Annotated in this window: 21 protein-coding genes; 5 read left to right on the forward strand and 16 right to left on the reverse strand. The window is 70.4% G+C overall.

Going from position 1 to position 19779, the window contains the following annotated elements; genetic code table 11:
• Positions 1-18 precede the first annotated feature (18 nt).
• Both BUR28_RS06575 and BUR28_RS06580 read right to left on the reverse strand, forming a co-directional pair.
• Positions 19-846, reverse strand: a complete 828-nt coding sequence (locus BUR28_RS06575; RefSeq protein ID WP_074219398.1) for a GNAT family N-acetyltransferase — start codon at positions 844-846, stop codon at positions 19-21.
• On the reverse strand, positions 843-1535 hold the full coding sequence (locus BUR28_RS06580; RefSeq protein WP_074221538.1) for a GntR family transcriptional regulator: 693 nt from the start codon (positions 1533-1535) through the stop codon (positions 843-845). Before BUR28_RS06580 ends, BUR28_RS06575 begins: the two co-directional genes overlap by 4 nt.
• A gap of 259 nt (positions 1536-1794) precedes the next feature.
• Between BUR28_RS06580 and BUR28_RS06585 the strand changes: the two genes are divergently transcribed.
• The 5 genes from BUR28_RS06585 to BUR28_RS06605 all read left to right on the forward strand — a co-directional run bounded on the left by BUR28_RS06585 (position 1795) and on the right by BUR28_RS06605 (position 6538).
• Positions 1795-2778: an ABC transporter ATP-binding protein gene (locus BUR28_RS06585; RefSeq protein WP_074219399.1), complete on the forward strand. Its 984-nt coding sequence runs from the start codon at positions 1795-1797 to the stop codon at positions 2776-2778.
• 27 nt (positions 2779-2805) lie between these two features.
• On the forward strand, positions 2806-4080 hold the full coding sequence (locus BUR28_RS06590; RefSeq protein ID WP_074219400.1) for an ABC transporter substrate-binding protein: 1275 nt from the start codon (positions 2806-2808) through the stop codon (positions 4078-4080).
• Between the two features lie 109 nt (positions 4081-4189).
• On the forward strand, positions 4190-5053 hold the full coding sequence (locus BUR28_RS06595) for an ABC transporter permease (protein WP_074219401.1): 864 nt from the start codon (positions 4190-4192) through the stop codon (positions 5051-5053).
• Positions 5054-5055: 2 nt separating this feature from the next.
• Positions 5056-5895: an ABC transporter permease gene (locus BUR28_RS06600; RefSeq protein WP_074219402.1), complete on the forward strand. Its 840-nt coding sequence runs from the start codon at positions 5056-5058 to the stop codon at positions 5893-5895.
• 4 nt (positions 5896-5899) lie between these two features.
• Complete coding sequence (locus BUR28_RS06605; protein ID WP_074219403.1) at positions 5900-6538, forward strand: aspartate/glutamate racemase family protein; 639 nt, start codon at positions 5900-5902, stop codon at positions 6536-6538.
• A 19-nt stretch (positions 6539-6557) separates the two neighbouring features.
• Here BUR28_RS06605 and urtE read toward each other — a convergent pair whose 3' ends face one another.
• From urtE to nifN, 14 genes are all read right to left on the reverse strand, one after another.
• The gene (gene urtE, locus BUR28_RS06610; protein ID WP_074219404.1) at positions 6558-7253 is read right to left on the reverse strand and encodes an urea ABC transporter ATP-binding subunit UrtE; all 696 of its coding nucleotides are present in this window, start codon (positions 7251-7253) and stop codon (positions 6558-6560) included.
• Positions 7254-7256: 3 nt separating this feature from the next.
• Positions 7257-7997 carry an urea ABC transporter ATP-binding protein UrtD gene (gene urtD / locus BUR28_RS06615; protein ID WP_074219405.1) on the reverse strand — a complete coding sequence of 247 codons (741 nt, stop codon included), beginning with the start codon at positions 7995-7997 and terminating at the stop codon, positions 7257-7259.
• The gene (gene urtC, locus BUR28_RS06620) at positions 7994-9226 is read right to left on the reverse strand and encodes an urea ABC transporter permease subunit UrtC (RefSeq protein ID WP_074219406.1); all 1233 of its coding nucleotides are present in this window, start codon (positions 9224-9226) and stop codon (positions 7994-7996) included. Before urtC ends, urtD begins: the two co-directional genes overlap by 4 nt.
• Positions 9227-9229: 3 nt before the next feature.
• Positions 9230-11185, reverse strand: coding sequence for an urea ABC transporter permease subunit UrtB (gene urtB, locus BUR28_RS06625; RefSeq protein ID WP_074219407.1), 1956 nt, complete (start codon positions 11183-11185; stop codon positions 9230-9232).
• A 59-nt stretch (positions 11186-11244) separates the two neighbouring features.
• Complete coding sequence (urtA, locus tag BUR28_RS06630) at positions 11245-12528, reverse strand: urea ABC transporter substrate-binding protein (RefSeq protein WP_074219408.1); 1284 nt, start codon at positions 12526-12528, stop codon at positions 11245-11247.
• A 341-nt stretch (positions 12529-12869) separates the two neighbouring features.
• Positions 12870-14177: an RNA polymerase factor sigma-54 gene (gene rpoN / locus BUR28_RS06635; protein WP_074219409.1), complete on the reverse strand. Its 1308-nt coding sequence runs from the start codon at positions 14175-14177 to the stop codon at positions 12870-12872.
• Between the two features lie 107 nt (positions 14178-14284).
• A complete protein-coding gene (gene nifW, locus BUR28_RS06640; protein WP_074219410.1) occupies positions 14285-14617 on the reverse strand; it encodes a nitrogenase-stabilizing/protective protein NifW in 333 nt (110 codons plus the stop codon).
• Positions 14614-15810 carry a homocitrate synthase gene (gene nifV / locus BUR28_RS06645; RefSeq protein WP_074219411.1) on the reverse strand — a complete coding sequence of 399 codons (1197 nt, stop codon included), beginning with the start codon at positions 15808-15810 and terminating at the stop codon, positions 14614-14616. The genes nifW and nifV overlap by 4 nt, the downstream gene beginning before the upstream one ends.
• An 11-nt stretch (positions 15811-15821) precedes the next feature.
• Complete coding sequence (locus BUR28_RS06650; protein ID WP_074219412.1) at positions 15822-16514, reverse strand: iron-sulfur cluster assembly scaffold protein; 693 nt, start codon at positions 16512-16514, stop codon at positions 15822-15824.
• Between the two features lie 10 nt (positions 16515-16524).
• Positions 16525-16845 (reverse strand): HesB/IscA family protein, encoded by a 321-nt coding sequence (locus tag BUR28_RS06655; protein WP_074219413.1) that lies wholly within the window; start codon positions 16843-16845, stop codon positions 16525-16527.
• A 300-nt stretch (positions 16846-17145) separates the two neighbouring features.
• Positions 17146-17448, reverse strand: a complete 303-nt coding sequence (gene fdxB, locus BUR28_RS06660; protein ID WP_083626486.1) for a ferredoxin III, nif-specific — start codon at positions 17446-17448, stop codon at positions 17146-17148.
• A 14-nt stretch (positions 17449-17462) separates the two neighbouring features.
• Positions 17463-17936 (reverse strand): NifX-associated nitrogen fixation protein, encoded by a 474-nt coding sequence (locus BUR28_RS06665; protein WP_074219414.1) that lies wholly within the window; start codon positions 17934-17936, stop codon positions 17463-17465.
• A complete protein-coding gene (nifX, locus tag BUR28_RS06670) occupies positions 17933-18373 on the reverse strand; it encodes a nitrogen fixation protein NifX (RefSeq protein ID WP_254813698.1) in 441 nt (146 codons plus the stop codon). The genes BUR28_RS06665 and nifX overlap by 4 nt, the downstream gene beginning before the upstream one ends.
• A gap of 13 nt (positions 18374-18386) precedes the next feature.
• Positions 18387-19778 (reverse strand): nitrogenase iron-molybdenum cofactor biosynthesis protein NifN, encoded by a 1392-nt coding sequence (gene nifN / locus BUR28_RS06675; RefSeq protein WP_074219416.1) that lies wholly within the window; start codon positions 19776-19778, stop codon positions 18387-18389.
• Position 19779 lies beyond the last annotated feature (1 nt).

Consider the following 19779-nt stretch of genomic DNA (forward strand, 5'->3'; position numbering starts at 1 on the left):
CGCGGGCGCAGCCCGGCCCTAGCCAAGCTCCAGGGTCGCAAGCGCACGGATCGCCGGGCCGGGCACCGGCGGCGGCCCGACATACATGCGCGCGGTCGAGAAACAGGGCACCATCCCCAGTCCGCCGCAAACCGCGGCCAGCGCCGTCTGGTCGCCGGGCAGGTCGATCATCACCGGCGCGTCCCCGGTCAGTCGGGCCGCCCCCGCCAGGAGGGCCTGCGCCTCGGGCAGGGAGGGCGCGACGAGCGGGCCGATCTTGTAGCCCGCGCGGCAGCGGCGCAGCGTCACGAAGGCCGCCGGCACCCCCTCCCCCGGCAGGGCGAGGGTCTGGCGCGTCTCGGCCGGGCGCAGCCAGGCAGTCAGGAAGGCCGTCTTGCCCGCGCCGTTGGCCTCGGCCTCCAGCGCGGCCAGGTGCGGGATGTGACGGACCGCGACCGGGCGCAGCTCCGGGCCGTCGCCCGGCGGCAGCGGCCCGGCGAAGCGCGTGTTCTCGGCCGCGTAGACAAAGCCCGAACGCCGGTAATTGTCCTGCTGCGCCGGCACCCCGTCCAGCCCGACGACGCGATCCCCCGCATGGCCCAGCGCGTGCCGCCACAGCGCATGGCCGATGCCCCGCCCGCGATACGCCGGCCGGCAAAGATAGAGCCCGAGGAACGCGTAGCCCTCGGTATGGTTCACCACCGAGATCGCCGCCACCGGCGCGCCGCCGATCTCGGCCACGAAAAAGCCCGCGGGATCGGCGGCATGGAACGGCGCGGCATCGTCGAGCCCGGGGTTCCACCCCTCCTCGGCGGCCCAGTCCAGCACGCGGTCGAGCTCCGCCAGGGTCATCTCGCGCAGGATCATTCCGGGGCCAGCGCCTCTTTCAGCGAGCGCGGCGGCGGCGGCGCGTCGCGCAGGTCGAGCGAGGACAGGAGGTCCAGCAGGTGCCCCTTCATCAGGTCCTCGGCGCGCGGGCCGTCGCGCTCGGCCATCGCCGAGATCAGCGCGTCATGCGCGTGGCTCTCGCACAGCGCGGTGCGCCGGCGCCAGTACAGCGCGATCACCAGCGACGAGCGCGACACGAGCTGTCCGATGAACTCGGCGATGGTCGCCTGTTCGGCGATGCGCGCGATTTCCAGGTGGAACTGCCCCGACAGGCGCAGCGCCTGCCCGTCGCGACCCTCGGCCAGCGCGGCATGTTCCTGGGCGATGTGGCGGCGCAGGATCGCGACATCCTCGGGCGTGGTGCGCAGCGCCGCGGAATGCGCGGTGCGCGGTTCCAGAAGCGCGCGCGCCTCGAACACCTCGCGGGCCTCGCGCACCGAGGGCTGCGCGACGAAGGCGCCGCGATGCGGCTCGATCGTCACCAGTTGATCGTGCGCCAGCTGCTGGAGCGCGGCGCGCACCACGGTCCGGCTCACGCCGAACACCTCGCCGACCTCGTCCTCGGACAGCTTCATGCCCGGCCCGATGCGGTGTTCGTGGATCGCGCGCCGCAGGCTGTCGCCCACGTCCCGCGCCCGCGAGGCGCGCCCGGCCGGGCGGCCGGCGATGTTACGGACCTCGGTCACGCTGTCACTCCGTCATGTCGGCCCCCTGTTTGGCCGAAGCCGGGCGGGCAAACAAGATTCGGCCCCCGGCGGCGCCCTGCGAAACAGGATCGTATACAATCGGTGATCGCCTGAGAGACAAGCCCGTCCACCGCTGCCCAATATGCAGGCAACGGCCGGTTCCGACGGCCACGCCCCCAACGCGGACCGTTCCCTTGCGCCCGGCCCCGGTCGACACTGGCCGCAACAGCACGGAAGCGCCATGAGAACCGATCTCGACCTCGAACTCGTCGCCCTGACCAAGCGCTACGGCCAGACCGTGGCCGTGGACGGCATCCAGCACCTGTTCCACGCGGGCAGCTATGCCTGCCTCCTCGGCCCCTCGGGCTGCGGCAAGTCCTCCACCCTGCGGATGATCGCGGGCCACGAAGAGGTGTCGGACGGCGCCATCGTGCTGGGCGGGCACGACATCGCGCATCTCCCGCCCGCCAAGCGCGGGACGGCGATGATGTTCCAGAACTACGCGCTGTTCCCGCACCTCTCGGTGATCGACAACGTCGCCTTCAGCCTGCGGATGAAGGGCGTGGACCGGGCCGACCGCCGCCGCCGCGCCGGCGAGATGCTGGACCTCGTCCACATGACCGACTTCGCCGAACGCCTGCCCGCGCAGCTTTCGGGCGGTCAGCAGCAGCGCGTCGCGCTGGCCCGGGCGCTCATCACCGATCCGCAGGTGTTGCTGCTGGACGAGCCGCTTTCGGCGCTCGACCCGTTCCTGCGCATCCGCATGCGCGGCGAACTCAAGCGGCTGCAACGCGAACTGGGCATCACCTTCGTCCACGTCACCCACGGCCAGGACGAGGCGCTGGCGCTCGCCGACGAGATCGTGGTGATGAACGACGCCCGCATCGAGCAGGCCGGCCCCGCCCGCGAGGTGTTCAACGCGCCCAGGACCGAGTTCGTCGCCCGCTTCATGGGCGGGCACAACGTGATTGCCCTGCCCAGGGGGCATTTCGCGATCCGCTCCGACCAGGTGACGCTCACCGCGCCGGAGAACGGCAAGCTCGAGGGCCGGGTGGTCGGCTTCGAGTACCAGGGCGCCAGCGTCGCGCTGACCCTCGTGGCGGCGGGGGACCAGGAAATCACCGCCGTCCTGCCCGAGGACAGGTATTTCGCCAAACCCATCCAGCCCGGCGACGGCGTGGGGCTGAGCTGGGACGAAGACAACCTCCACGCCCTGACCCCCTGACCTGACAGTTCAACACGGGAGACCGACATGACCGACCGGACGAAACCCGGCCTCAGCCGCCGCAGCCTGCTGAAGGGCGCCGCCGCCGGGGCCGCCGCTTCCGCCTTCCCCGCCCCGATGATCTGGGCGCAGAACATCAAGGACGTGACGCTGCGCCAGTTCGGCACGGGCGTGTCCAACCTCAACGAGGTGGCGCAGAAGGTGAAGGAAGACCTCGGCTTCACGCTGGAGATGACCGCGCTGGACAGCGATGCCGTGACCCAGCGCGCCGCGACCCAGCCGGGCAGCTTCGACATCGCCGATATCGAGTACTGGATCTGCAGGAAGGTCTGGCCCACCGGCAACCTGCAGGCGATGGATACCTCCAGGATCAAGAACTACGACAAGATCGTCGGCATCTTCAAATCCGGCAAGCTGACCCCCGAAAGCGAGATCGCGCAAGGGACCGCGCCGCATACCGTGGGCTTCGCCGAGGGGCCCGACGGGCGCGACTTCGCCGACAGCGAGACCGGCTGGATGACCCTGATCCCGACGATCTACAACGCCGACACGCTGGGCATCCGCCCCGACCTGATCGGCCGGCCGATCAACAACTGGCACGAGCTGCTGAACCCCGAATTCGCGGGCAAGGCCTCGATCCTCGACATCTCGGCCATCGGCATCATGGACGCCGCCATGGTCTGCGAATCCATGGGCGAGATCACCTATGGCGACAAGGGCAACATGACCCGCGAAGAGATCGACAAGACCATGGCGATCATGACCGAGGCGAAGAAGAACGGCCAGTTCCGCGCCTTCTGGAAGACCTTCGACGAAAGCGTGAACCTGATGGCGAGCGGCGAGGTGGTGATCCAGTCGATGTGGTCGCCCGCGATCACCGCGGTCAAGTCGCGCGGCATCCCGTGCGTCTACCAGCCGCTGGAAGAGGGCTACCGCTCCTGGGGCGGCGGCATCGGCCTGTCGAAGAACCTGTCCGGCCTCGAACTGGATGCCGCCTACGAATACATCAACTGGTATCTCGACGGCTGGGTCGGCGGCTTCCTGATGCGCCAGGGCTACTACTCGGCGGTGCCGGAAACCTCCAAGAACCACATGTCCGAGAACGAGTGGGGCTACTGGTTCGAGGGCAAGGAGGCGGTCGAGCCGATCACCAACCCCTTCGGCGACGTCATGGCCCAGGCCGGCGAGGTCCGCGACGGCGGCTCGTTCCACGACCGGATGGGCGCGGTGGCCTGCTGGAACGCGGTCATGGACGAGAACCAGTACATGGTCCGCAAGTGGAACGAGTTCATCGCCGCGTGACGCACGTACACCGCATGCCGGCCGGGGCACGACCCTTCCGCCCCGCCCGGCCCAGCCCTTCCCCGTCCGCCGGGGAAGGGCGCCGTTTCCCGAACCGGACAGGGGCGCCATGGCCACGCCATTCAAGAACCGACATCTGACGGGCTGGCTGCTCGCCTCGCCGCTGGCGCTGGTGCTGCTGGCCTTCCTGGTGCTGCCGATCGTGATGATCGTGATCGTCAGCTTCTGGGGCGCGACCGAGTTCTCGATCTACCCGGCCTTCCAGTTCGACAATTACGAATTCCTTCTGACCTCGCAGGTGACCTGGTCGGTGTTCCTCAACACCTTCAAATACGCGCTCGTCACCTGGGCCTTCACCCTCGCGATCGGCTTCACGGTGGCCTATTTCCTCGCCTTCCACGTCCGCAGCCTGACCTGGCAGGTGGCGCTGTTCCTCCTGTGCACGATCCCGTTCTGGACCTCGAACATCATCCGAATGATCTCGTGGATTCCGTTCCTGGGGCGCAACGGCCTCGCCAATTCCACGCTGATCTCCTGGGGGGTGATCGACGAGCCGCTGGACTGGCTCTTGTTCTCGGATTTCTCGGTGATCCTGGCCTTCGTGCATCTCTACACGCTGTTCATGGTGGTGCCGATCTTCAACTCGATGATGCGCATCGACAAATCGCTGATCGAGGCGGCCTATGACGCGGGCGCGACCGGGCGCCAGACCCTGACCAACGTCATCATCCCGCTCTGCAAGCCGGGCATCATGATCGGGTCGATCTTCGTGGTCACGCTGGTGATGGGCGACTTCATCACCGTGCGCTTCATGTCCGGGTCGCAATCGGCAAACGTGGGCCGGCTGATCTCGAACGACATCGGTCTTCTGCAATACCCCTCGGCGGCGGCGACGGCGGTGATCCTGCTGATCACCGTGCTGATGGTCATCGCGATCCTGTTGCGCTTCGTCGACATCCGGAAGGAGCTCTGACGATGGAGAAACGCTCCCGCGCCTTCTACCTCCTCGGCGCCTTCTTCGTGCTGTTCCTGCTGTTTCTCTACGGCCCCATCCTGACCATCGGCATCCTCAGCTTCCAGGGGCCGCAGGGGGGCCTGACCTTCCCGATGCGCGGCGTGTCGCTCCACTGGTTCCGCGACCTCTTCCAGGAACAGGCGGTGGGCGACATCTGGGGCAGCTTCCGCCGGTCCTTCGCGCTGGGCCTGATGGTGATGGTCACGACCGTGGTCGTCTCGATCATGGGCGGGCTGGCCTTCCGCAAGCGGTTCGCGGGCTCCACCGTGCTGTTCTACCTCGTCATCACCTCGCTGGTGATCCCCTCGATCCTGGTCTCGCTGGGCGTGGGGCTGATCTTCAGCCAGTCGGGGCTGGACGTCCACTGGGCGACCAGCGGGTTCGGCGCGCAACTGACCTGGACCCTGCCCTTCGGCCTCTTGATCATGTTCGCGGTCTTCAACCGCTTCGACAAGAGCTACGAGGAGGCCGCCCGCGACCAGGGCGCCAGCGCCTGGCAGACCATCCGGCATGTCGTGCTGCCGATCATCGCGCCCTCACTGATCGGGGTGGCGCTGTTCGGCTTCACCCTCTCCTACGACGAGTTCGCCCGCACGCTCCTGACCGCCGGCAGCTACAACACCCTGCCGCTTGAGATCTACGGGATGACCACCAACGTCACGACCCCGGTGATCTTCGCGCTGGGCACGCTGACCACGCTGTTCTCGTTCCTTGTGATCGCGGCGTTCCTGCTGACGGTCTGGATGGTCAACCGCCGCCGGGCGCGGCGGGCCTCCGATGCCGGGCGGGGCATGGTCTGACCCGATGGCCTACATCCTCATCAACCCCAATTCCTGCGCGGAGATGACACGCAGCATCCGCGCCATGGCCGAAACCGCCGCGCCCGGGGCCGCCTTCGAGGCCTGGACCTCGCATGACGGCCCGCCCGCGATCCAGGGCGCGGCCGACGGCGAGCGGGCGACCGGGCCGCTGCTCGACCTCGTGGCCCGGGCAAGCGAACGCGGCGCCGAGGGCATCGTGATCGCCTGTTTCGACGATACCGGGCTGGCCGAGGCGCGCCGGCTTGCCCCCTGCCCGGTCATCGGCATCGGGCAGGCCGCGTTCCACGTCGCCGCCCTGCGCGGCTGGCGCTTTTCGGCGGTGACCACCCTGCCCGTCTCGGTGCCGATCATCGAGCGCAATATCCGCGCCTACGGGTTCGGTCCCCACCTCGCCCGCGTCCGCGCGAGCGACGTGCCGGTGCTGGCGCTGGAACAGGACCCCGACGCGGCCTGCGCCCGCGTGACCGAAGAGGCAGCCCGCGCCTTCGCCGAGGACGGGGTCCAGGCCATCGTGCCGGGCTGTGCGGGCATGGCGCGGCTGACGGCGCATCTGCGCGCCCATCTGGACCGCCCGGTGATCGACGGGGTCGAGGCGGCCGCCCGGCTGATCGCCGCCCTCTGACGGGCGCGCGGGCGCCCCCTCAGACCGACACGGCGTGCATCAGCTCGGCCTTCGACAGCTCGCACTTCGTCCCCGACAGGGTGACCGCGCCGCGTTCCATCACGTAGAACCTGTCGGCCAGCCCGTAGGCGAACTCGAAATACTGCTCGACCAGGACGATCGCCATGTTGCGGCGCGCGCGCAGGTAGTCGATCACCCGGCCGATCTGCTGGATGATGTTGGGCTGGATGCCCTCGGTGGGCTCGTCCAGCAGCAGGAGCTTGGGCCGGGTGATCATCGCCCGCGCGATGGCCAGCTGCTGCTGTTGCCCGCCCGACAGGTCGCCGCCGCGCCGGTTCGCCATCTCCTTCAGCACCGGGAACAGCTCGTGGATCTCGCCCGGAACGGCCCGCTCGGATCGCGGCAGGCAGGCAAAGCCGGTCTCCAGGTTCTCGCGCACCGTCAGCAGCGGGAAGATCATCCGCCCCTGCGGCACATAGCCCACGCCGCGATGCGCCATCCCCTGGGCGGGCACGCGCCCGACCTCCTGCCCGTCCAGTTCCACCCGCCCGGCCGTGCGCGGATGCGTGCCGGAAATCGCCTTCAGAAGGCTCGTCTTGCCCACCCCGTTGGTGCCCATCACGCAGGTCACCTCGCCCGCCCGCGCCTGCAGGTCGATCCCGTGGAGGATCTGCGAGCCCCCGTAATGCAGCGTCAGCCCCTGCGTCTTCAGCATCGCCTAGCGTCCCAGATAGACATCGATCACCTGCTGGTTCCTCGTGACGTGGTCGAGGCTGCCCTCGGCCAGCACGGACCCCTCGTGGAGCACCGTCACCCGGCACTCCAGCCGCCGGACGAATTCCATGTCATGCTCCACCACCACCACCGCGCGGGTCTTCGCCGCCTCCTTCAACAGGTCCGTGGTGTGCTCGCGCTCGGCCAGGGTCATGCCGGCGGCGGGTTCGTCCACCAGCAGGAGCTTCGGCTCCTGGGCCAGCAACATGCCGATTTCCAGCCATTGCTTCTGGCCGTGGCTCAACTCGCCGGCCTTGCGGGTCACCTCGTCGGCCAGCCCGATCTCCTCGGCCAGGCCCTCCACCCGCGCCGTGTCGGCCGCCGTCCGCCGATAGAACAGAACCTTCCACGGCGCGCGGTCCTTCCTGAGCGCCATCAGCAGGTTGTCGAACACCGACTGGTCCTCGAACACGGTGGGGCGCTGGAACTTGCGGCCGATGCCCTCGCGCGCGATCCGGCTTTCGTTCATCTTCAACAGCGACCGGCTCATCTCGCCCCACAGCACCTCGCCGGTATCGGGCCGGGTCTTGCCGGTCACGATGTCCATGAAGGTCGTCTTGCCCGCGCCGTTCGGCCCGATGATCGCGCGCAGCTCCGCCGGGCCGATCTCGAAGGACAGGTTGTTGATCGCCTTGAACCCGTCGAAGGACACCGACACGCCCGAAACTTCCAGAAGGGTGCTCATTGCTCGGCCTCCTTCTCGCGGAACGCGCCCTGGTCGGGGCCCAGGTCGGCGCCGTGGCGGTCGGGCGCGTGGCGGCCGGTGACCAGGTCGACCAGCCCGCCGATGCCCTGCGGCGCGAACAGCGTGACCAGCACGAAGCCGAGCCCGAGCAGAACCTGCCACCAGTCGACCCATTGCACGGTGTAGACCCCGAGGTTCAGGTCGGGCGCCTGCCCGCCGGTGAACCAGGTCGACAGAAGCGACACCAGCGCCGCCCCGATCACCGCGCCGTAAAGCCGCCCGCGCCCGCCGATGGCGACCCAGACGGCCAGGTAGATCGACGCGATGGGCGCGATCTCGGCGGGGTTGATGATGCCCGCCTGCGGGTAATAAAGCGCGCCCGCGATCCCCGCGATCACCGCGGTCAGGGTGAACACGAAGAGCTTGTAGCCCTCGACCGAGTAGCCCAGGAACCGCACCCGCGCCTCGTCGTCGCGGATGCCGCGGATCACGCTGCCGAACTTGCCCGAGACGACGAAGGCGGCCAGCACATAGCCCAGCGCCAGCGCCGCCGCCGAGGCCCAGAAGAACCGGATCGAGATCATCGATTGCGGCACGTCGCCCGCGCCGGGAATGTTCTGCAGCCCCGACAGCCCGTTATTGCCCCTCAGCCCGCTGTCGTTCTGGAAAAGGTAAAGCGCGAGCGCCAGCGTCATCGCCTGGGTCAGGATCGAGAGATAGACCCCCGTCACCCGCGACCGGAACGCCAGCCAGCCGAAGACCAGCGCCAAGAGGCCGGGCACCAGCACCACCAGCGCCAGCTGCATCGGCAGCGAATGGGCGAACACCCAGATCGCGGGGAACTCGCTGCCCCCCACCACGCCGAAGATCTGCGTGGCGATGGCATCCCGGATCTCGTCGGGCGTTGGCGGTATCTCGGCCTGGGCCAGCGACTCGGCCACGATCAGTTCGGTACGGGCATACATCAGCCACATCCCGATCATGTAGCCGCCGAGCCCGAAGAACGCAAAATGGCCCAAGGAAAGGATGCCGGCATAGCCCCACACCAGGTCCATCGCGATGGCGACGAGGCAGAGGCAGAGCGTCTTGCCCAGCGTCTTGACGAAGCTCGTCGAGATCAGGCCGACCCCCAACCCCTCGCCGAGGATCGTCACCGCGAGGGTGAAGAGGCCCAAAAGCGCGAGGAAGATCAGCACCGAGGGGTTTTGCGCGATGAAGCTCTGCCGCATGGCTCAATCCCCCGCCGCGCGGCCCCGGAGCGCGATGATGCCCCGCGGCCGGAACTGGATGAACAGGATGATGAACAGGATCATGTAGGTCTGCGCGGCCAGCGTGTTGGACGGGTTCAGCCACTCGATCCCCTTCTGCAAAAACCCGATCAGCGCGGCGCCCAGCAGCGTGCCCCAGATATTGCCGACGCCGCCCACGACCACCGTCATGAAGCTTTGCACGATGTAGTCCTGCCCGAGTTCCGAGGTGACCTTGGCGTAAAGCCCGATGGCCACGCCCGCGACCCCCGCGATGCCGGAGCCCAGCCCGAAGGCGAACATGTTGATCCGCTCGGGGTTGATGCCCATCGAGGCCGCCATGCGCGGGTTCTGCGTGACCGCCCGCACCTCCAGCCCCAGCCGCGTCCGGCGCATGATGAACAGGAACAGCGCGAGGAAGACCAGCGCGAGGACGAAGATCGCGATGCGGATATAGCTGATCGAGACGACGTCGTTGATCACCAGCGCGCCGTCCAGCCAGTCGGGAGAGGTCAGGGGGCGCGCCTGCGTGCCGAAGATGTTCTTGGCCAGCTGCTGCAGGGCGATCGAGATGCCGAAAGTCGCCAAGAGCGTCTCCAGCGGCCGGTTGTAGAGCCAGCGGATCACCAGCCGCTCCATCGCGACGCCCGCCCCGAAGGTGATCGCGAAGGCCAGGGGCAGCGCGATCAGGATCGACAGCGTGTAGTCCGGCACCAGTTGCTGGACCACGTAGCCGGTATAGGCGCCCATCATGATGAACTCGCCATGGGCCATGTTGATGACCCCCATCACCCCGAAGGTGACGGCCAGCCCGATGGCGGCAAGGAAATAGATCGAGGCGAGCGACAGCGCATCCAGCGTCAGGTCGGCCGCCTGGTTCAGGCCCACCTTCAGCCGGATCGCCTCCAGCGCGGCATTGGCGGCGTCGGTGACGGCCGGGTCGGGCGCGGCGTAGCGGTCGTAGAAGCTGTGCGCCGCGAGCGCGGCCTCGACCTCCGCGGCGGTGGCGGCGGCGGGCACCCGGCCGGCCTCGGCGAGCGCGGCATAGGCGCGGTCGCGCGCGGCGTCGCTGTCGAGCGCGGCCACCGGCACGCCGCCGACGCGCCCGTTCTCGACATGCGCCGCCAGGGCCGCGCGAATGTCGCCCCGGCCGAGGCGCGGCGGCGCAAGCCCGGCCTCCACCAGCAGCGCGTAGGCCTCTTGCGCGGGCAGCGCCTCGCTGCCGGGCGCGAGCACGCGCGCGATGTTCTCGTCCTCGGGCGGCTGGCCCGCGACGACGACGCGGGTGGTCGCCACCAGCGGGTTGAGCGCGGCGCGCGCATCCACCCCCAGATCGCCCGCGAAGCTTTGAATGGCCGCGACGCGCGCGGCGCTGTCGGGATCGAAGGAAATCGTCAGAAGGCGTTCCAGCCGTTCCTTGCGCGCCTTCAGCGCCGGGTCGGCCTCGCCCGCGATGCTGTCGCGCAGCGCCGCCAGGTGCGCGGCCTCGCCGTCGCGCGCGATGGAGTCCAGCGCCTCGGCGCGGGTGGCCGGGTCCGGGTCGTTCAGCTGGAACCGCACCAGCGCCGCCCCGATCATCGCGCGGATGCCGCTGTTGGGGCGCAGCTGGTCGTAGCCGTCGTCGGGCACCTCGCCCAGCGCCTCGCCGCTGCCGATCTCGATCAGGCGCAGCGTGTCGCGGTCCACCTCCTCGCCGAAGAAGAAGCGCCCGTCGGACTCGCGCTGCCACAACGCCTTGTCCTGCCAACGCTCCAGCACCTCCTGCGCGGCGGGCAGCCCGCTCTCGGCCAGCGCGTCGATGGCGGGGCCGATGGTGCGGCGCGAGCTTTGCTCGATCAGGTCGCGCTGCTCCTGCAAGAGCGCCTGGATCGGCGTCTCCTGCGCGGCGGCCGGCAGGCCGAAAAGGTACAGGAAAGACAGTGCGGCAAGAAGGATGCGCATCGGGTAAGGGCCTGAAAACCTGGAAAAAAGGGGGCAGGCGCACCCGCCCCCGTCAGCCGTCAGTAGTTCGACTTGACCTGCACGCAGGTCTCGGTCTCGGTGTTGTACATCCCGCAGTCGAGCTCCTGCCAGTCGGATTTCAGCACCGCCGACTCGGGCAGGTAGTCGGTCCAGGCGTCGCCCGGAACCTCCTCGGTCTGGCTGAGGATGTCGAACTGGCCGTCGTCGGTGATCTCGCCGATCAGCACCGGCTTGGACAGGTGATGGTTGGTGTTCATCACCGCGGTGCCGCCGGTGAGGTTGGGGAATTCCTGGCCCCACATCGCCTCGCGCACGGCGTCCACGTCCGTCGTGCCGGCCTCCTCGACCGCGTTCACCCACATGTTGAAGCCGATGTAATGCGCCTCCATCGGGTCGTTGGTCACGCGGGCCTCGTCGCCGATGAAGTCGTGCCAGCCGGCGATGAAGTCGTCATTGGCCTCGGTGTCGGCGGACATGAAGTAGTTCCACGCCGCGAGATGGCCGACGAGGTTGATGGTGTCGAGGCCGGACAGCTCCTCCTCGCCGACCGAGAAGGCCACCACGGGGATGTCGGCGGCGTCCACGCCCTGCGCGGCGAGTTCCTTGTAGAAGCCGATATTGGCGTCGCCGTTGATGGTCGAGATCACGCCCACCTGCTTGCCGCCCGCCCCCAGCGCCACGACGTCGGAGACGATCTTGGACCAGTCGGAATGGCCGAAGGGCGTGTAGTTCACGAAGATGTCTTCCTCCGCGATGCCCTTGTCCTGCAGGTAGGAGTCCAGGATGTTGTTGGTCGTCCGCGGATAGACGTAGTCGGTGCCCAGCAGCGCGAAGGACTCCACCCCCAGTTCGTCGAGGAAATAGTCCACCGCCGGGATCGCCTGCTGGTTCGGCGCGGCGCCGGTGTAGAACACGTTCCTGGAGCTTTCCTCGCCCTCGTATTGCACCGGGTAGAACAGCAGCCCGTTGAGTTCCTCGATCACCGGCAGCACCGATTTCCGGCTGACCGACGTCCAGCAGCCGAAGATCACGTCGACCTCCTGCACGGTCAGCAGCTCGCGCGCCTTCTCGGCGAAAAGCGGCCAGTCGGAGGCCGGGTCGACCACCACCGCCTCGAGCTGCTTGCCGAGCACGCCGCCATTCTCGTTCTGCTGCTCGATGAGCATCAGCATGGTGTCCTTCAGCGTGGTCTCGGAAATCGCCATCGTCCCCGAGAGCGAGTGCAGCACGCCCACCTTGATCGTGTCGTCCTGCGCCCAGGCCGGCAGCCCGAACGTCCCCAGGGCGACGGCGCTTGCGACAAGTGTTTTCACTGAGTTCATTCGATCCCTCCATGCGGGGCCGCGTGCCGGGCCGATCGCGGGCGTGCCGCGCCCTGCCTGGCATCCGGCCCTGCAGCCGTGATGTTGCATCCCGTGCGCCGGCCCTGCGAACCTGACGGTCGCGGGTCGTCGCACACCCCCTCGAACGGCCGGCATGGCCAGCCTGGGCAGGGAGAGCATTTCTGCACCGCGGCGGGCAGGCAATCGAACGGCCGGGGGACGGGGCACAAATCGCGGCCACCGCGCGGGGCTGCCCGATTTCCTGTCAGAATTTACGCATGCGCCCACGTTTTGGGCAAAACCGGGCCGAATCCGTCCCCCGCGGCGCCCCCTGCCCCGCGTCAGGCGTCCTGCAAGGCAGGCTGGCGCCGGTCGTAGGACGACGGAATCCCCAGCATGTCGCGATACTTCGCCACCGTGCGCCGGGCCAGCCGCACGCCCGAGCCCTCGGCCTTTTTCGCGATCGCGGTGTCGCTGAGGGGGCGGGCCGGGTTCTCCGCCGCGACGATCTCGGCCACCAGCGCGATCAGCGCGGTCTGCGAGGGGCCGTCCCCGCCCGTGCCGGGCGCGAAGGCGCGGCTGAAGAACGACCGCAGCGGCACCGTGCCGCGCGGGGTCTCGATCAGCCGGTGCGCCACGGCGCGGCTGACGGTGGAGGCATGCACGCCCATCTCCAGCGCGACATCCTCGGTCGTCAGCGGCCGCAGGCGGCGCGGCCCGTGATCGAGATAGGCCGCCTGGTGGCGGACCACGCAGGTCGCGGCCTCCAGCAGCGTGAATTCGCGCCGCGCGACGGTGCGCGCCAGCCACCGCGCCCGCGACCGCGCCTGCGCGACGAAGGTCCGCGCCGCCGCGTCGCGGCCCGTCGCCGGCGCGTCGGTGACGCGCACCTCCGGCAGGGTGGAGCGGTTCAGCTCCACCGTCCAGGCGCCGCGCTTGCGCGACACCCGCAGGTCGGGCGGGCGGATCGGCGCCTGCGGCATGGAAAAGGCCAGTCCCGGCTTGGGGTCGAGCCCGCGGATCGTGCGCAGCGCGGCGCGCACGTCGTCGGGCGTGCCGTCGCACAGCTCCGCAAGCGCGTCGAGCCGCCCCTCGGCGATCAGCGACAGGTTGTCGAGGATCACCGAAAGCTCCCAGGTCAGAAGCCCCTTGGCCTCGGCCTGCAGCCTGAGGCACTCGGCCAGGCTGCGCGCGAACAGGCCCGCGGGCTCGACCTGCTGCAGGCGGCCCAGCACCGCCTCGGCCACCGGCACCGGCACGCCGGCGGTCGCGGCGACGGTCTCGACCGGGGTGCCGAGCCAGCCGGTCGGCTCCAGCGCCTCGACGAAGGCCAGCGCGACGCGGCGCGCCTTGGCATCGGGAAAGGCCAGCGCGATCTGGCCCGCCGCATGGGCATAGAGGCTGGGCTTGGCCGCCTCCAGCGCCGCCACCGCGTCCCAGTCCTCGTCGCGCCGCTGCCCGGCCACGCCCGCCGGCAGCGCGGGCGCCGCCTCGGGCAGGCGCACCTCCAGGCAGGGATTTTCCAGCGCCTCCTCGGCCAGGTGCGCGGCGAGATCGACATTGCCCATCTGCAGCAGCCGCAGCGACGCCTGCATCCGCGGCGTCATCGCCAGGCCCTGGGTCTGGTGCTGGGTAAGGATCATCTCCATGGCGTCATCCTACCACGTCTCCGCCCGCGATCCGCAGCGCGGATGCCGCGCCGGCCCGTCCGCGCCGTCCGCCGCCGCGCATTTGGGCAGACGGCGCGGCCCGCTGCTCATCGCGCGACGGGCCGAAGCGCGGCCAGCGGCACGGTGTTGCCGCGCGGCTGGGTGAACAGCTTGAGCGCCTTCTGCTCGCGCGGGCTGGAGGCCACGAAATCCGCGTAGGCCCGCTTCAGCGCCTTGCGCGCCTCCAGGAAGACGCCGTCCTCGTCCAGCGCCGCCAGGTCGACCGCGGCGAGGTAATCGCCCATCCGCTTCATGATGTGCAGCCGGGCGCGGTTCAGCACCGCCTGGTCGTAGGGCAGCAACAGGAAGGTGAAGATCTCCTCGGCCGAGGACAGCGCGTGCATCTGGTCGAGCACGCCGGGGGTCGCGATACGGGTCATGTCAGGCTCCATTGCGGGGGGTCGGGATCGGCGGACGGGCGCGACAGCGCCTCCGCCCGGGCGGCGAGGATCGCCAGGTCGGCGGGCAGCACCCCGCGTTTCTCGCGCGTGGCGAAGTCGCGCAGCAGCGGCAGCACCGCCCGCGCGGTGGCCGCGTCGGACGGCAGCCCCGCGGCGGCGAGCGCGGCGGTCAGCGCGGCAAGGCCGGAATGCTTGCCCAGCACGATCTGGCGCGCGCGGCCGAACCGGGCCGGCGCCAGCGCGGGGGCCTCGTAGGTGGCGGGGTCCTTCATCAGCCCGTCGACGTGAATCCCCGCCTCGTGCGAGAAGACGCCCGCCCCGACGATCGGCCGGGCGGCGGGCAACGGCCGGTTCGACGCCCGCGCCACCAGTTCGGACAACGCGCAGAGCCGGTCCAGCGCGACCGCGCTGGGCCGCCCCTGCACGGCGAGCGCGGCCACCACCTGTTCCAGCGCGGCGTTGCCCGCCCGCTCGCCCAGGCCGTTCACCGTCACCGACAGATGCGTCGCCCCGCCCCGCTGCGCGGCCAGCGTGTTGGCGGTGGCCAGGCCGAGGTCGTCATGGGCGTGGAACTCCACCGGCAGCGGCCCCTGGTCGACCAGGGTCGCCAGCGTATGCGCGGCGAACGGGTCCATCAGCCCCAGCGTGTCGGCCAGGCGCAGCCGGATCGCCCCGGCGCCGGCGGCCGCCTCGACGACCTGCATCAGGAAGCCGAGATCGGCGCGCGAGGCATCCTCGGCCCCGACCGAGACGGCGAAGCCGGCGCGGGTGGCCAGCGCGACGAGGCGGTCGATCTCGCCGAGCGCCCAGTCGCGGTCGCGGCCGAGCTTGGCGGCGAGCTGCCGGTCCGAGGCGGGCACCGCCAGGTGCAGCCGCGCCAGGCCGGTCAGCGCGGCGCAGTCCAGGTCGTCCTCGCGCAGCCGGCACCAGGCCACACCCGCGGCCCGGGTCAGCCGCGCCCCCGCCGCGCGCATCGCGGCGATCTCGGCCATGCCCATCGCGGGCACGCCGAGTTCGATCTCGGCCACCCCGACGGCATCGAGGGCGGCGGCGATCGCGACCTTCTCGGCGGTCGAAAACGCCACGCCCGCCGCCTGCTCGCCGTCGCGCAGCGTCGTGTCGCAGATCGCCGGCGCGGGGCCGACGGCGTGGACGGGGCTGGCGACGGTCATCGGCGGCCTCCTCAGCGGGCGGGCACGGGCACGACCAGAACGGCGCGGCCCAGCGCCTCGGCCAGCCGCTGCTGAAGCCCGCCGAGCGTGAGCCCGGCCAGCTGGCAGCCCGAACAGGTGCCCGAGAGGCGGACACGGACCCGCGGCCCGGCGATGTCGACAAGGCTGACGTCGCCGCCATCGGCGCGGAAGCGCGGCCGCATCCCCGCCAGCACGTCCTCGACCGCGCGGATCTCGTCCGCGGGGGCGGCGGCGGCCGCGGACGGCGCCGCGGGTTTCAGCGGCGCGATGGCCGGCGGCCGGGCCGCGCGCGCGCCCCTCGCGGCGCGGAAGGCCGGCGGCTGGGCGTGGTCGCGCAGCGCGGCGGCAAGCGCCTCGGCGGCGACGCGGGCGGCGGAGCGCTCGGCCGCGGGCAGCCCGCCGAGCACCGTCTCGATATAGCCGGCGGTGATCCCGCGGGCCTCGGCCAGGCTCTTGCCGTCCAGCAGTTCGGTCAGGGCCGAGGCGGCGGCGATTTCCGGGCCGCCGCCGGTGGTCTCGAACCGGGCGGCGCGGATCGTGGCGCCCTCGATCCGCAGCATCAGCCGCAGCGCGTCGCCGGTGCGCACCGCGCCCGCCTCGCCGAGCGCGTTGGCGTCCTCCAGCGGGCCGCGGTTGCGGGGGTTCAGGAAATGGTCGGTGAGCGTGGGCGAATAGTCGAGCATGGCCCCCTCCTCAGCAGAAGGACTTGCCGCAACCGCAACCGGCCGTGGCGTTGGGGTTGTCGAAGACGAAACCCGATCCCTCGAGGCCGGTCACGAAGTCGATCGTGGTGCCCACGAGGTAGCCCTGGCTGTCGGGATCGACCAGCAGGGTGACGCCGTCGGCCTCGACCACGGCGTCGGTCTCCTCGCGGCTGAGTTCGAGCGCCATGGCGTATTGCAGCCCGGCGCAGCCGCCCGACTGCACCATCAGCCGGAGCCCGGCAACGGGCTGTCCCGCCCCCTCGATGGCGCTGGCCATGGCGTCGCGTGCGGCTTGGGTGATCTGGATCATCGGGGCTCTCCTGGTCGTCGCATGTCCGGTCACGAAAAGGAGAAGCACAAACCGTGCCAGGCCGCACCGCGCCCGTGTTTTCAGGGCCCTGCGCCGGGCGGCGGGCGGGCAGCGGACGCGATTGGCGGGTTTGCGACAGGCCGGCGCGGCAGTGTCGCATCGCGCAGGCGTGGGGCGGGCGCCTCCCGCCCCGGGGCCGCGCGGGCAAGCCCGCTTGCCCCGCGCCGGGCGTGGCGCGCGGCCCTGACGGGCCGCGCGCGCCTCCGGCGGGAGTATTTGGGCCAAGAAGAAGGGGGCGGGTCAGGCCGCCTCGGCGGGGGCGTGCGTCTGGCAGCCCGAGGGGCAGACGCGGGCGCAGGCGCCGCAGCCGATGCAGTCGTTCGCATCGGCGATCACCATCACCTTGCGCTCGATCTCGTCCTCGTAGTCCTCGTCGTCGACATCGACGATCATGGCCTCGTCGGTTACGCCCTTGAGCGTGAGCACGTCGCGCGCGCAGACCTTGTAGCAGCGGCCGCAGCCGATGCATTTCCCGATGTCGATCCCGATCAGGAATTCCGGCGTGTATTCGGTGCCGCCGCGGGTGGTGGCCGTGATGGGCATGGCTGGGTCTCCTTTCAGGCCCGGGCGGCGCCGGGGAAGCGCGCGACCATCGCGGCCGCGTCCTCGGTCATGCGCTCGCCCGCCTCGGCGAGCCGGGCGTAGCTTTCGAACCCGAAGCGGTGGATATCGCGGACATGTTTCGACAGCACGACGAGGCGCCCCGACAGCAGCACGATGCGGCCGAACCCCTCGTGGTGGATCTTCGACATCTGCGCGGCCATCGCGCCGGTGCGTCTTTCCAGCAGCAGCGCGATCGCGTCGTAGAACTTCTCGACCCGCCACAGCAGGTCCGGGTCGGGGTCGCCGATGATCGGGATCTCGCGGCGTTCCTCTTTCGTCACGATATACTCGGCCAGCAGCTCGGCATCGGTCTTGTCCTCCCAGGCGCCGTAGCTGTCCTCGGCGCGGATCACCGCGACGAGCTGCGCGAGGAAGGCGCTGTCGGGGACCGCGCCGCCGCGGGGCAGGGTTTCGGGCGCGGCGCTCATTCGACGATCTCCCCGGCGTCGTCGGCGGCGAAATCGGGCCGCGGCCGGCCCAGCGCCTTGCGCAGGAAGGGGGGCGGCGTGCCGTTCAGCATCTCCCGGGTCTGGGCGAGCACCTCCGCGATGGGCTGCGGGTCCTTGCGCTTGATCGGGTGGATGCCGGCGCGCACCACCTTGGCCGCGGACGGCCCGCCGATCGCCAGCACGAAGAGCAGCGCGCAGCCCGAGAGCGCCTCGACCTTGGGCGTGATCCGGTCATCGACCGACGCGTGCCGCCCCTGCCGGTCCGTGACCGCGCCGAAATCCAGCACCTCGACCATCCGCGTGGCCTGCGTCGTCACCTCGTAGACGGCGAATTTCCGGGCCGAGCCGAAATGGGCGTCGAGATGCTCCATGTCGTTGGTGGCGATGGCGATCTTCAGGGGCGTTTCGCTGCTCATGGTCTCCTCCGGTTCAATGAGGCGCAGTCTGCGGGCGGTCATGCTCGAACTCCGGGTCGATGGGGGCGGCGCCGAACTCCTCGGGGCGCGGGGCGTGGGGATGGGCGAGGACCGCGTTGGCCACCTCGAAGAGGAAGGCGCGGGTGCCGCGATAGCCGACGCGGCAGGCATCCTGCGCGCCGAGCCTGTCGTTGATCGGAAAGCCCGCGCGGACCAGCGGCAGGCCGGTCGCGGCGGCGGCGTGGCGGGCATGGGCGTGGCTGATGAGCAGTTGCGCCCCGCCGCTGCGCGCAACCTCTTCCAGGTCGCCCAGGTCGCCCAGCACGGCCTCCTCGGCGGGGATCAGGTCGACCACCGGGTTGGCGGCCGAGGTGATGACGCAGGCGACCGCCTCGGCGCCCATCCCCGCCAGGGCGGAGGACAGCGCATGGGCCAGGTCGGGATCGGCGGCGATGGCGTATTTCAGCCCGCCGGTCTGGAAATGCGCGTCCAGCATCGCGTCCTGCAGCCGCGCGCGGTCGCGCCTGATCGCGGGGGGCGCGTCGGCCACCCCCGCCACCCCCATCAGCGCCGAGACGAAGGCATCCACCGCCCTGAGCCCGGTCAGCGCGGGGAAGACCTGCACCGGCATGTGGCCGCGTTCGCCCAGCAGGCGCGCGGCCCCGGCCATGCTTTCGCCGATGGCGAAGGTGACGGCGGAGCGCGCCATGGCTGGGATGTCGTCGACGGGCGTGCCGCCCAGCGAGGCGCCCGACCAGTCCTCGGCCAGGTGCCCGTCGAGCGACCCCGACAGGTCCGGCAGGACGATGGGTTTCAGCCCGAAGGCGCGGACCAGCCGGGTGATCTCGTCGATCTCGGCGGGCGTCAGGTAGGCGGCGGGCAGGATGTTGACCTGGCGCAGAGCCGCGTCGCGGCCGACGGGGTCGATCTCGGGCACCAGCGCGTCGATGATGGCGGTCACCGCCGTGGCCCAGCCATCCTCCATCGCGCCCTCGAAATCGGGGGTGGCGGCGTAGACGACCTTGAGGTCGCCGAAATCGCCCCGGCCCATGATCCCGGCCAGTTCGCCCTTGATGTCCTCGCCGCGGGTTTCGGTCAGCGCGGTCGAGGCGATGCCGATGAATTTCGGGGTCGCCTTCTTCTGGAGGTTGCCGATGGCCGCCTCGATCTGGTCGGCCCCGCCCAGGATGGTGGAGACCTCGTTCATCGCGGTGGTCTGCAGCGGGATCGCCTCGCGGAAATGGCGCACCATGTGGACCATCGCGAAGGCGGTGCAGCCCTGCGCGCCGTGGAACAGCGGCACCGCGCGCTCGATGCCCAGATAGGCCATGGCCGCGCCCAGCGGCGCGCTGGTCTTCAGCGGGTTGGTGGACAGCGCGCGGCGCGGGCGGGTCAGGCGGGCCATC

Source organism: Rhodovulum sp. ES.010 (assembly GCF_900142935.1).
In the GTDB taxonomy this organism is placed as follows: domain Bacteria; phylum Pseudomonadota; class Alphaproteobacteria; order Rhodobacterales; family Rhodobacteraceae; genus Rhodovulum.